We start from the raw sequence: 12746 nt of genomic DNA on the forward strand, positions 1-12746 counted from the left end.
CGAGACGACGGGGCCGACTGGAAGGGCGCGGCGCAGGCGGCCGCGGCCTCGGGCCGCACGACCTGGACGGGCTCGGTGGGCGACACCGGCCGGCTCTATGTCGCCACCGCCGCGACGCTGGACCACACCCGCGCCTTCGTGATCGCCAGCGGCGACGCCTCGCGCCTGGTGGCCCAACCCGACAAGGGCGATGGCGTCGCCCTCGCCCTGCCCGACGGCAAGCTGCTCGCCGGCCGGGGTCGCGCCGCCCAGGGCGCGAGCAATATCAAGGAGGCGTTCGCCATCTCGCCCGACGATGTCGCCGGCGGCCTGTCCGCCCTGCGCGGACAGGCTTCGGACGGCGCGGGCCTGGACGTGGCCGTTCGACCGATCGGCGAGGGCGCGCTGCTGGCCCTGGCCGCCGCGCCGGCGCATGGCGGCGCCAATCTGGATGAACAGGTGATCGAGGGCGTCTTCAGCCTGCTGGCCCCACTGGCCGCCGGCATCGCCCTGGCCTTGCTGCTGATGGTCCAGAGCCGCAAGGCCGAGGTCGCGCACCGGGAATTCGTCGACAGCGAGCAACGCTTCCGCCTGGCTGTGGAAGCCGCCCGCTGCGGCATCTGGGAATGGGATCTGAACGCCGACCAGGTTTATCTGTCGGATGTCACCGGCGTGATGTTCGGCTGGGGCGGCGGCGGCGTCGTCTCGGGCCAGGACCTGATCGACCGCATCTCGCTCGACCACCAGGAACGCGTCCGAAAGGCGCTGGCCAACGCGGCCACCTATGGGGCGTTCGACGTCTCGTTCCGCGTGCCCGCCGCCGAGCAGGGCGCCCGCTCGCTCTGGATCGACGCGCGGGGTCAGGGCTTCGGCAAGCCGGGCGCGGACGGACACAACCGCATCATTGGCGTCGCCCTGGACGTCACCGAGGAGCGCATCGCCCAGGCCCGCGCCCAGGCCGCCGAGAACCGTCTGCGCGACGCCATCGAAAGCGTGTCGGAAGCCTTCGTCCTGTGGGATCGGCAAGGCCGCCTGCTGATGTGCAACCGCAACTATCGCAGCGTCTTCTCGCTGGAGCCCAAGATCCTGAAGCCCGGCGCCGCCCGGGCCGAGGTCAACCGCTTCGCCGCCCTGGCCATCAAGCACGATTTCCCCGCGCCCGACGGTCAGCGGGGCGTGCGCGAGGCCGAGTTGATGGACGGCCGCTGGATCCAGATCAGCGAACGCCGCACGGCCGAGGGCGGTCTGGTGATGACCGCCGCCGACATCACCGCCATCAAGAACCAGGAAGAAGCCCGGCGCCTCAACGAGGAGCAATTGCAGAAGGCCGTCACCGGACTGGAACGCAGCCAGGAGCAGCTGGCCGAACTGGCCCGCAAGTACGAGACCGAGAAGGTCAAGGCCGAGAGCGCCAACAAGGCCAAGAGCGAGTTCCTGGCCAACATGTCCCACGAGCTGCGCACGCCGCTGAACGCCATCAACGGCTTCTCCGAGATCATGATGAACGAGATGTTCGGCCCGCTCGGCGACGCGCGCTACAAGGGCTACAGCCAGGACATCCACGCCTCGGGCCAGCACCTCCTGGCCCTGATCAACGACATTCTGGACATGTCGAAGATCGAGGCCGGCAAGATGAACCTCAGGTTCGAGCCGATGCATCTGGAGGACGTGGCCGAGGACGCCGTGCGCCTGGTCCGCAATCGCGCCGAGGCCGCGGGCTTGAAGCTGGTCGTCGACTTCCCGCCCCTGCCCGAGATCGAGGCCGATTACCGCGCCGTCAAGCAGGTGCTGCTGAACCTGCTGTCGAACGCCATCAAGTTCACGCCGCGCGCCGGCAGCGTCACCGTCCGCGCGGAGATGCGCCGCGACCCGTTCCGCGACACCGTCAAGGTGTCGGTCACCGACACCGGCATCGGCATCGCCAAGGAAGACCTCGCGCGCCTGGCCAGGCCGTTCGAGCAGGTCGAGAGCCAGTTCTCCAAGACCACCCAGGGCACGGGGCTGGGCCTGGCCTTGACCAAGTCGCTGATCACGCTGCACGACGGCGTGCTGGACATGCACTCGACCCCCGGCGAGGGCACCACGGTCAGCTTCACCCTACCTGTCCGCCAGAGCGAACAGAAGCCCGCGCGAGACTTCGTGGCGGCCTAAGCTGGCCCGCACGGAATATTACTTATACGTCATAGACTTAATTCGACGTCATGAAGCACTCGTAACGGGTGTCCGGCGCTGGCCCAGACTACACCTTCCTCAACGGATCGCCTGGAGCGCGTTAGGTTTAAGTGCGAGCGGTTAAGCCGCTCGAACGCGCTCTCAATATTGGACTCTAGAGCCTGTCTGCCCGCTTCAAATGACTCCCTTTGAAGCGGACAGGCTCTAAGGCGGTCAATCGAGAGAGGGACCTGATCATGAGCGCTATCGTCAATCGCATCGCCGCCATCGCCGCCCTGGCCCTGGCCGCAACGCCGATCGTCGGCCTGGCCAGCGCCCACGCCGCCGAGCCGGAACAGCCGGTGATCCGCATCCCGATCGGCGACTTGGACCTGTCGCGGCCGGCCGACGCGCGCGAATTCCAACGCCGAGCCGACCGCGCCGCCGTCCAGATGTGTTCAGAACGCGGGGTGCGGGGCCTGTCCTACCGCGCTTGCCTGATGGATTTCCGCGAGGACCTGCGCGCCGAGCTGAGCCCTCTCCAGGTCGCCGACCTGCGCGCCGCGCGCAAGGCCGAGCCGGCGGTCTTCGCCTGGCGCGACTTCTGAGCGCTACAGTCCCCGCCTCAGCCACGCCGCCACGGCCCAGGCATGGGCGTCGTGGCGCAGGGCGACCACCGCGTCGCGCGGGTCAAGCCAGACCAGCCGATGGTCGTCCTCGACCTTCAGGGCCGGCTTTTCGTCCAGAAGCTTGACGACATAGACGCCGCCGAAGTTCCGAACAGGCTGGCCGTCGGACTTCAGAAAGAGCTGGGAGACCGTCTCGATCAGGACGCCCGCCTCGACGACGAGCCCCGTCTCCTCGCCGAACTCTCGCGCGACGGCCTGCCGTTCGGTCTCGTCGCCGTCCACCGCCCCGCCCGGCAGGTCGAAGTAAGGCGCCTTTCCCGGCTTGGTCACCTCCGCCAGGGCGATCTTGCCCTCGGCGTTCTCGGCGACGCCGAACGCGGCGGGACGGTCCTTGTAGATCGCCCCCGCGAAGGGCGCGCCGAAAGCCAGCATTCCTAGTCCTTGCCGTAGAGGTCGAACCACGGATCGGCCTTGCCGGACTCAACGTCGGACACGCTGATCTCGGGCCGATAGCCGATCGTACCCTTGGCGCTGGCGGTCCAGGCGTCGACCACCAAATCGCGCAAGGCCGCGGCGCCGGCGGCGATCCGCTCCTGGGTGAACGCCCGCCCTTGCGGATCGTTCTCGTTGAGCTTGCCGGCCTTTTCCAGCTGGTACAGCGGCTCGACCTGCTTCCAGGTGGTGGTCAGATAGCCGACGACGCGGGTCTCGATCGAGCAGTCGCAGGCCTTGTAGGCCGGGACCAGGGCCTTGATCGCCTTCTCGTCGTCGACGGCCTTGGCCAGCGGTCCCTCGAACTGGAAGTGAATCTGGCGCGACTGGGTGTAGCCGTTGGGGTTGGGATAGTCGCCCCAGCCGTTGTAGTGCACGCTCATGTGCAGCGGCTGGCTGGCGTCGCCGACATAGTGGGCCCAGACGCCCAGATCGCGGATCAGCAGCTCCTGGCGGCGCTTCAGATCGGCCTTGTAGTAGGCCAGCTTCGTGGCGTCCTTCTCGGTCTTCACCACCGCGCTCAGGATCCGCCAGTAGGTGAAGTCCTTCACCAGCTGCTGGTAGCCGTCGATGATCGAATACGGCAGGTAGCCGGCCTTCCAGCTGTCGACGCCGACGGCTTGCAGCGCCTTCTCGTAGTCGGCGCGGGTGGGCGGCAGGGTCGCCACCGTGAAGGCGGGACCGCCGAACATCCGACCCTGGTCATCGATATCCAGGAAGTGGGCGGCGTCGCGATCGGTGTCGTGAAGCTTGCCCGAGCCCTTCCAGCGATCCGGCTCGCGAGCGTATTCGCCGATGGCCGCCACCGCGTCCGGCGTGCGCAGGAAGGCCGGCAGATCGGCCGGGAAACTCTCCGCGCCGACGACGCCGACGACGCGGTGGCCCGAGGCCCCCCAGGCGAAGGCCGAGGCGGCCGGCGCCGACAGGGCGGCGGCGAGAGCGAGCACTTTCAGGCTGGACGACAGTCGCAAGGGAGGAACTCCGAGGAATCAGATCATGCCGAGCGCGGTCTTGAGAGCCGCCCTCGCGCGTCACGCGGGTGTAAGGCGCCGGTGGCTTATCCGCCAGGGTCAGCCGCGCCCCGACCAGAACGGGGGTTTGTTGCAACGGTGTTTCCAGGCGGGTTCCGGCCAAAAAGCTTGCCGAACGGTAAAAATCGACGCTTCAAGGCTCCGCTTCAACAGGCTGAATCCACGCCGCTTTTTCGCTCGACGGGAGAAATCGTCCGGGAACGCATCGACTCCCAGGGTTGTCACAGGCCTGTGATCCGACTATCCAGACGGCCGCCCGACAGAATACGCCGATAAGAGGACCCCCTCGATGCGACGCAAGCTCGCCGGAATTTTGGCCACCGCGGTCATCTCCGCGTTCGCCCTTCCCGCTCTCGCCCATGCCGCCCCCGGCGAGGATTCCGCCGCCGCGCCGGCCGCCCGCCAGGACCCGCTGGGCGACCTGATCGCCTCGGCCCTGGGCGGAGGCCTGCCGGGCACCGTCGAGTGGAAGATGAGGGCCACCCTGTACCACGCCGGCGCGCGCGGCATCCGGGCCTTCGACTCGCTGGGCTGTAAGGTCGCGGCGATGCGCACGGTGGCCGTGGACCCCAAGGTCATTCCGCGCCGCACCGTGATCTTCATCAAGGAAACCGTCGGCCTCACCATGCCCGACGGCAGCAAGCACGACGGCTACTGGTACGCCTCCGACATCGGCGGCGCGGTCAAGGGCCAGACCCTGGACCTGTTCAGCGGCTTCGGCGCCGCCTCGATGCGCGCCCTGGGCGGCCTGGACCTTTCCAATCTGTCGGTGAGCAAGGTCGGCGAATTCAAGGGCTGCCCGCCGCAATAGGCGGCATCTTCGGTCTCTTGGACTGGAATTGATCCTCGAACTCGGCTTGGATCCCCGTCTCTGGGGATGAGCATTCGGGGACCATCATGCGCAATCTGTCCGTCAGCGTCCTGGCCTTGCTTTCGGCCATGGTTCTTTCAACCAGCGCTGCTCGGGCTGATGACCTCCCCCGATTGAAGGCCCGCGCCGCCGCCGTTTCGATCACCCGCGACGACTGGGGAATCGCCCACGTCCACGGCAAGACCGACGCCGACGCGGTGTTCGGCATGGCCTACGCCCAGGCCGAGGACGACTTCAACCGCGTCGAGACCAACTTCATGACCTCGCTGGGCCGCACGGCCGAGGCGGAGGGCGAGAGCGCGATCTGGGCCGACCTGCGCCAGAAGCTGTTCATCGATCCCGTGGTGCTGAAGGCCGACTACGCCAAGAGCCCGCCCTGGCTGAAGGCTTTGATGAACGCCTGGGCCGATGGCCTGAACTTCTATCTGGCGACGCACCCGGCCGTGAAGCCCAAGGTCATCACCCATTTCGAGCCCTGGATGGCGCTCAGCTTCTCGGAAGGCAGCATCGGCGGCGATATCGAGCGCGTGCCCCTGACCCAGCTGGAAGCCTTCTATGGCCGCCGCCAGCTGGCCATGACCGCCGACGAGAAGGGCCTGCTGTTCAAGGAGCCGAAGGGCTCGAACGGCATCGCCATCGCGCCGAAGCTGACCGCGACCGGCCACGCCATGTTGCTGATCAATCCGCACACCAGCTTCTTCTTCCGCTCGGAGCTGCAGATGTCCAGCGACCAGGGCCTGAACGCCTATGGCGCGGTGACCTGGGGCCAGTTCTTCATCTACCAGGGCTTCAACGCCAAGGCCGGCTGGATGCACACGTCCAGCGGCGTCGACTCGGTCGACGAGTTCGCCGAGACGATCGTCGAGAAGGACGGCCAGCGCTTCTACAAGTACGGGTCCGAGCTGCGCCCCCTCAAGAGCCAGACGATCACCGTCCCCTACCGCGCCGCCGACGGGTCGATGGCCGCCAAGACCTTCACCGTGTTCAAGACCCACCATGGCCCGATCGTGCGCGAGGACGGCGGCAAGTGGATCGCCTTCGCCTTGATGAACAAGCCGGTGGCGGCGCTGGAGCAGTCGTTCCTGCGAACCAAGGCCGTCGACTACGCCGGCTTCATGAAGGTGGCGCAGCTGAAGGCCAATTCGTCGAACAACACCCTGTTCGCCGACAGCAAGGGCGAGATCGCCTATCTGCACCCGCAGTTCATCCCGCTGCGCGACGACCGCTTCGACTACACCAAGCCGGTGGACGGCGCCGATCCCGCCACCGACTGGAAGGGCCTGACGCCTCTGGACAAGGCCCCGCATGTGCTGAACCCGCCGAACGGCTGGGTCTTCAACACCAACAACTGGCCCTATACGGCCGCCGGTCCCTACAGCCCCAAGCAGGCCGATTTCCCGAAGTACATGGATACGGTCGGCGAGACGCCGCGCGGCGTCCACGCCCAGCTGGTGCTGAAGGACGCCAAGAACCTCACCCTGGGCGGACTGATCGACAAGGCTTACGATCCGTACCTGACCGCCTTCGCTCGCCTGGTCCCGACGCTGGAAACGGCCTATGCCGCCACGCCCGATAGCGACCCGCTGAAAGCCAGGGTCGCCGAGCAGGTCGCCGCGTTGAAGGCCTGGGACCGCAAGTGGTCAGCCAAGTCGACCGAGACCTCGCTGGCGGTGTTCTGGGGCGAGGCGATGTGGGCCAAGGCCGCGCCCGCCGCCAAGGCCGCGGGGCTGAACACCTACGACTACATGGCCGATAAGCTGACGCCGGCCGACAAGCTGGCCGCCCTGGCCGAGGCCTCCGACCGCCTGACCGCCGACTTCGGATCGTGGAAGACGCCCTGGGGCCAGATCAACCGCTTCCAGCGCAACGACGGGTCGATCGTGCAGACCTTCGACGACAACAAGCCCAGCATCCCGGTGCCGTTCACCTCGGCCCAATGGGGCTCGCTGGCCTCGTTCGGGGCCAAGCGTTATCCGGGGACCAAGAAGTACTACGGGACGCTCGGCAACAGCTTCGTGGCGGTCGTGGAGTTCGGCGACAAGGTCCGCGCCCGCGCGGTCTCGGCCGGCGGCGAGAGCGGCGACCCGGCCTCTCCGCACTTCAACGACCAGGCCCTGCGCTACAGCCTGGGCAATCTGCGCGACGTCTATTTCTATCCGGAAGACGTAAAGGCCCACGCGGTAAAGACCTACCGGCCGGGGGAATGAATAGACTAGATGCTCCGCCGCATCGCGGCGGAGCCTTAACCCTAGATATCCCCGCCCACGTTCGGCGCGACGCCTGGGGCCCGCGCGACGTGGATGCCGCACTCGGTCTTTTCCTGCCCCGCCCAGCGTCCCGCGCGGCCGTCGTCGGAGGGCTGGGTGCACGGCCAGCAGCCGATCGACGCATAGCCCTGGGCGACCAGCGGGTGGGCCGGGAGGTCGTGCTCGGCGGCGTAGGCGTCCAGCTCGACCTTGGTCCAGTTGGCCAGCGGGTTGAACTTCACCTTGCCGTCCGCGACCTCGACCACCGGCAGGCTCAGGCGGTCGCCGCCGTGGAAGCGCTTGCGACCGGTGATCCAGCCGTCGAAGCCCGCGAGCGCCCGGTCCAGCGGCAGCACCTTGCGGATGTGGCAGCAGTCGTCGACGCTCGTGCGCCAAAGGTCCGCCTTCGGGTCCTGGATCGCCAGGTCCGCGAAGGCCGGGCGCAGGTCGCGCACGTCGCTGAGGCCCAGCCGGGCGGCGAGGGACTTGCGATAGTCCAGCGTCTGGCCAAACAGCATTCCGGTGTCGAGGAACAGGATCGGGATGCCGGGCGAAACCTGGGCCGCCAGGTGCAGCAGCACGGCCGACTCGGCCCCGAACGACGAGACCAGGGCGAGGCGCGCGCCGAACCGCTCGTGCGCCGCGCGCAGCACGGTCAGCGGGTGGGCCTCCCGCAGTTCGGCGTCCAGCCGCGCCGCGAGGCCGGCGGCGCTGCCCTCGATCTGGTCGTAGGCCATCAGGACGCCCTTTCCTCGAAGGCCGTCGGCCGGGCGTCGGCCCCGCGCTGATAGACGTGGCGGAAGCGGCTGGCCGCCTTCGTCCAGGCCTCGGGCGTCGCGCCGTCGGCAGGCTCGAACGCGTCGAAGCCGCAGCGGACCATAAAGCCGGCCTGCTCGCGCAGCACGTCGCCGACGGCGCGGATCTGGCCCTGATAGCCGAACCGCTCACGCAGCAGACGGGCCGAGGTATAGGCGCGGCCGTCGCGATATTTCGGAAAGGCCAGAGCCACCACCGCGATGCGCGGCAGGTCATAGGCCAGCCCCTCGACCTCCTCGTGCGACTCGACCCGCACGCCGACACGGCGGCTGTTCGAGCTGAGCAAGGCGTCGCCCTCGGTCTCGAAGCGCGCCAGGGACAGGATCACGTCGCCCGTTTCCGGGATGGCGTCCTCGTCGGCGATCTGGGCGAAGCCGTCCTCGGTCCAGCGGGCCTCGCCATCGACCAGTTCAATAAGCCTGGGCATAGACAGCCTCCTTGAAGGGCTCGAGGCCGACGCGGCGATAGGTGTCGAGGAAGCGCTCGCCGTCATCGCGGACGGACAGATAGGCCCCGACCAGTTGGTCGACCGCCGTGGCGACCTTGTCGGCCGGCAGGGCGGGGCCGAGGATCTTGCCGATCGAGGCGTCCTCCGCGCCCGAGCCGCCCAGCGACAGCTGATAGAATTCCTCGCCCTTCTTATCGACGCCCAGGATGCCGATGTGGGCGATGTGGTGGTGGCCGCAGGCGTTGATGCAGCCGCTGATCTTGATCTTCAGCTCCCCGATCGCCTCGGCGCGATCGGCGTCGGCGAACTGGCGGGCGATGTCCTGGGCGATCGGGATGGCGCGGGCGTTGGCCAGGGCGCAGTAGTCCAGGCCGGGGCAGGCGATGATGTCGCTGATCAGATCGATGTTCGGCGTGGCCAGCCGCGCCGACTGAAGGGTCGCGAAGACCGTCGGCAGGTCGTCCAGCTTCACGTGCGGCAGGACCAGGTTCTGAACGTGGGTCACGCGCAGGTCCGACAGGCTATAGCGCTCGGCCAGATCCGCCACGACCTCCAACTGGTCGGCCGAAGCGTCGCCGGGCGTCTGGTCGGCGGCCTTTAGCGAGACCTCGACGATCGCATAGCCCGGCTGCTTGTGGGGCCGGATATTGTTGCGGACGAAGCGGGCGAAGGCCGGATCGTTGGCCTTGGCCGTCTCGAAGGCTTCCGAGCGAGCCGGCAGAGTCTCGAAGGGCGTCTTGGCGAAGGCGGCGCGGATGCGGGCCAGTTCGGCGGCCGGCAGGTCGGCGCGGGCGGCGTCGATCTTGGCCCACTCCTCCTCGACCTGGCGCGAGAATTCCTCGGCGCCGAGGGCGGCGACCAGGATCTTGATCCGGGCCTTGTATATATTGTCGCGGCGGCCATGGCGATTGTAGACGCGCAGGACCGCTTCCAGATAGCTGAGCAGCCGGTCGGTCGGCAGGAACTGCTTGATGGTCGGGCCGACATAGGGCGTGCGCCCCTGCCCGCCGCCGACGATCACCTCGAAGCCCAGTTGGCCGTCGCGGCCCTGGCGCAGCATCAGGCCGATATCATGCACCTTGGCCGCCGTGCGGTCCTTGGCCGAGGCGGTGATGGCGATCTTGAACTTGCGCGGCAGGAACGAGAATTCCGGGTGCAGGGTCGACCACTGGCGGATGACCTCGGCCCAGACGCGCGGGTCGTCAACCTCTTCCGACGTCGCGCCCGCATAGGGATCCGAGGTGGTGTTGCGGATGCAGTTGCCGCTGGTCTGGATGGCGTGCAGGTCCACCTCGGCCAGCTGGTCCAGGATGTCCGGCGCGTCCTTCAGCTTGATCCAGTTGAACTGGATGTTCTGGCGCGTGGTGAAGTGGCCATAGCCCTTGTCGTAGTCGCGGGCGATCCGCGCCAGCCGCCGGGCCTGGGTCGGGTTCAGCGAGCCATACGGGATGGCCACCCGCAGCATGTAGGCGTGCAGTTGCAGGTAGAGGCCGTTCATCAGGCGCAGCGGCTTGAACTGGTCCTCGGTCAGCTCGCCAGCGAGGCGGCGAGCGACCTGGCCTCGGAACTCGGCCGAACGGTCGGCCAGGAATTCCTTGTCGATGAGATCGTACTGGTACATGCCGCCCTACTTCCTGCGGATCAGGTCGACGCGGCCGGTCGAGCGGGCCGCGCCCGATGCGTGGCGCAGGGCCTCGACGACGTCGCCGCCCTCGGCCTGCTTGCCGTGCGTGGGTTCGTTGGTCGGGCCCAGAGCCCGGATGCGCTCGCGATAGCTGAGCGGGGCCCAGCGGCCGTCGGACGGCACGAGATCGATCGGATAGACGTCGACCACGACGGTCGGCTGGCCCTTGCCCGTAGCGACAGCGGCCTCGAGGTCGGCGGCGTCGTGATCGTCGAACAGCTGAGCGTCGCCGAAGCGGTCGACCCATTGGCCGGACTTCCAGAACACGACCTCGCCGTCGAGTAGGCGGTTGGCGGTGATCGCTTTCATTTGAACTCTCCTCCCCTGCGAAGCGGCGGAGGTGTCAGCTCGCCCCCGGGCGAGATGACGGAGGGGGCGCGCTCGGCGGCTAGCGCCCCCTCCACCGCTTCGCGGTCCCCCTCCCCCGTCAACAGGGGAGGAGATTGAACTTCAGCCATGGCCATGGCCTCGCCGACCATCAGCAGCGCGGGGCCTTTCACGTTCTGGGCGGCCTGCGCCAGGCCGGACAGCGTGGTCGGGATCCGGCGCTCGTCGGCGCGGCTGGCGTTCTCGACGATCAGCGCCGGGGTCGATCCCGCGCGGCCGGCGGCCATCAGGCGCTCGGCGATCAGGCCAGCCGTCGAGACGCCCATATAGACGACAACCGTCTGGTTTGGCCGGGCCAGGGCGCCCCAGTCCAGATCCGGCTCGCCGTGAGCGGCATGGCCCGTGACAAAGGTGACGGCCTGGGCGCTGCCGCGATGGGTCAGCGGCGCGCCGGCGCTGGCGCTGGCGGCCAGGGCGGCGGTGACGCCGGGAACCACATGGCACTCGACCCCGGCCTCGCGGCAGGCGGCCAGCTCCTCGCCGCCCCGGCCGAACAGGAACGGGTCGCCGCCCTTCAGGCGCACCACGTTCAGACCGTCCAGGGCCAGGGCCACGATCAGCTGGTTGATCCCGTCCTGCGGCAGGGTGTGGCGCGACTTGCGCTTGGCCACGTTGATGCGCCGGGCGCGGCTGGGCGCGAGGTCCAGAATCTCGTCCGAGACCAGGCCGTCATGCACGACGACATCGGCGCCGCGCAGGGCGTTGAAGGCCCGGAAGGTCAGCAAGTCCGGATCGCCCGGCCCCGCGCCGACCAGCCACACCGCGCCAAGCCCGCGGTTGGCGCGCGTCCCGTCCACCACGACGAGGCCAGGCTTGGCGTTCGCGACGTTTCGGATCGGCGAGCGGGCCATGCGGTTTAGAACCTCTATCAACGCGGTCGGAATAAACCCGTGAAACGCAAGGCGGGGTCGCCCCTGAAGACGACCCCGCTCAGCACGCCGACGAAAAGGGCCTATCCGTCAGCGAGCGCTTGCAAACTCGGCGCGAAGGGGCCAATTCGCAAACAAGGACTTCTGCCGGGGCGTTCAGTAAAACTATGGAAAGACCCAACGAGCGCCGTCGCCTGCCGCCGCTGAACGCCCTGCGCGCGTTCGAGGCCGCCGCGCGGCATCTGAACTTCAGCCGCGCCGCCGACGAGTTGTCGGTGACGCCGGGCGCCGTCAGCCAGCAGATCCAGAATCTGGAAGACTATGTCGGGGCGGCCCTGTTCAAGCGCACGCCCAAGGGCCTGCTGTTGACCGACGCGGCCCAGACCGCCCTGCCCGCCCTGCGCGAGGCTTTCGACCGTCTGGCCGAGGCCGCCAGCCTGCTCACCGCCGCCGTGGACGGTCGTCGCCTGACCCTGACCGCCGCGCCATCGTTCGCCGCCAAGTGGCTGGTGCCGCGCCTGGGCAAGTTCGAACAGGCCCATCCGCAGGTCGATGTCTGGCTGTCGGCCGGCATGGAGGTCGTCGACTTCGCCACCGGCGAGGTCGACATGGCCATCCGCTATGGTTCGGGCCGCTATCCGGGCCTGGAGGTCATCCGCCTGCTGCAGGAGACCGTCGTCCCGGTCGCCAGCCCCGAATTGCTGGAGCAGAACGCCCTCGAACGCCCCGAGGACCTGGCCCACCACATCCTGCTGCACGACGGCTCGCCCGACGCCGACGACAGCTGCCCCGACTGGGCGATGTGGCTGGCCGCGCGCGGGATCAAGGGCGTCGACGGCGCGCGGGGACCGCGCTTCAACCAGTCCAGTCTCGTGATCGAGGCCGCCGCCAACGGCCGCGGGATCGCCTTGGCCAAGCGCACCCTGGCCCAGGCCGACCTCGACGCGGGACGCCTGGTCATTCCGTTCGAAGCCTCCACCGCCGTCGACTTCGCCTATTATGTCGTTCACCCGAAGGCCAAGGGCCGCCTGCCTCAGGTCAAGGCCTTCGTGAACTGGCTGCGGGCCGAGGCCGAGGCCCACGAGGCGGCGCTGCGGACCCTGGACAACGGCGCCGGAATTTAGGGGTCGGAGCACTGGTTTC

General features: G+C 68.3%; 12 protein-coding genes. 5 read left to right on the top strand and 7 right to left on the bottom strand.

The window, feature by feature from the left end:
• Both FCU40_RS05500 and FCU40_RS05505 read left to right on the top strand, forming a co-directional pair.
• Positions 1-2130: ATP-binding protein (locus FCU40_RS05500; protein WP_168073463.1), on the top strand; the 2130-nt coding region annotated here is incomplete at its 5' end.
• Positions 2131-2387: 257 nt separating this feature from the next.
• Positions 2388-2738 (top strand): UrcA family protein, encoded by a 351-nt coding sequence (locus FCU40_RS05505; RefSeq protein WP_168073465.1) that lies wholly within the window; start codon positions 2388-2390, stop codon positions 2736-2738.
• A 3-nt stretch (positions 2739-2741) separates the two neighbouring features.
• Here FCU40_RS05505 and FCU40_RS05510 read toward each other — a convergent pair whose 3' ends face one another.
• On the bottom strand, positions 2742-3191 hold the full coding sequence (locus tag FCU40_RS05510) for an NUDIX domain-containing protein (protein WP_168073467.1): 450 nt from the start codon (positions 3189-3191) through the stop codon (positions 2742-2744).
• Positions 3192-3193: 2 nt separating this feature from the next.
• Positions 3194-4222, bottom strand: a complete 1029-nt coding sequence (locus tag FCU40_RS05515; protein WP_168073469.1) for a S1/P1 Nuclease — start codon at positions 4220-4222, stop codon at positions 3194-3196.
• 349 nt (positions 4223-4571) lie between these two features.
• Between FCU40_RS05515 and FCU40_RS05520 the strand changes: the two genes are divergently transcribed.
• Complete coding sequence (locus tag FCU40_RS05520) at positions 4572-5093, top strand: 3D domain-containing protein (RefSeq protein WP_004621398.1); 522 nt, start codon at positions 4572-4574, stop codon at positions 5091-5093.
• A gap of 86 nt (positions 5094-5179) precedes the next feature.
• Positions 5180-7360, top strand: coding sequence for a penicillin acylase family protein (locus FCU40_RS05525; protein WP_168073471.1), 2181 nt, complete (start codon positions 5180-5182; stop codon positions 7358-7360).
• A 41-nt stretch (positions 7361-7401) separates the two neighbouring features.
• On the opposite strand, the gene FCU40_RS05530 is transcribed toward FCU40_RS05525, so the two are convergent.
• The 5 genes from FCU40_RS05530 to cobA are packed head-to-tail and all read right to left on the bottom strand — an operon-like array spanning position 7402 to position 11585.
• A complete protein-coding gene (locus tag FCU40_RS05530) occupies positions 7402-8136 on the bottom strand; it encodes a phosphoadenylyl-sulfate reductase (protein ID WP_168073473.1) in 735 nt (244 codons plus the stop codon).
• Positions 8136-8642: a DUF934 domain-containing protein gene (locus tag FCU40_RS05535; protein WP_168073475.1), complete on the bottom strand. Its 507-nt coding sequence runs from the start codon at positions 8640-8642 to the stop codon at positions 8136-8138. Before FCU40_RS05535 ends, FCU40_RS05530 begins: the two co-directional genes overlap by 1 nt.
• A complete protein-coding gene (locus tag FCU40_RS05540) occupies positions 8626-10284 on the bottom strand; it encodes a nitrite/sulfite reductase (protein ID WP_168073477.1) in 1659 nt (552 codons plus the stop codon). Before FCU40_RS05540 ends, FCU40_RS05535 begins: the two co-directional genes overlap by 17 nt.
• A gap of 6 nt (positions 10285-10290) precedes the next feature.
• Positions 10291-10656, bottom strand: coding sequence for a DUF2849 domain-containing protein (locus FCU40_RS05545; RefSeq protein WP_168073479.1), 366 nt, complete (start codon positions 10654-10656; stop codon positions 10291-10293).
• Complete coding sequence (cobA, locus tag FCU40_RS05550) at positions 10653-11585, bottom strand: uroporphyrinogen-III C-methyltransferase (protein ID WP_168073481.1); 933 nt, start codon at positions 11583-11585, stop codon at positions 10653-10655. Before cobA ends, FCU40_RS05545 begins: the two co-directional genes overlap by 4 nt.
• A 185-nt stretch (positions 11586-11770) precedes the next feature.
• On the opposite strand from cobA, the gene gcvA reads away from it, so the two are divergent.
• Positions 11771-12727 carry a transcriptional regulator GcvA gene (gcvA, locus tag FCU40_RS05555; protein WP_004619571.1) on the top strand — a complete coding sequence of 319 codons (957 nt, stop codon included), beginning with the start codon at positions 11771-11773 and terminating at the stop codon, positions 12725-12727.
• Positions 12728-12746 lie beyond the last annotated feature (19 nt).

It is taken from the genome of Caulobacter sp. SSI4214 (assembly GCF_012184455.1).
GTDB lineage: Bacteria > Pseudomonadota > Alphaproteobacteria > Caulobacterales > Caulobacteraceae > Caulobacter > Caulobacter vibrioides_E.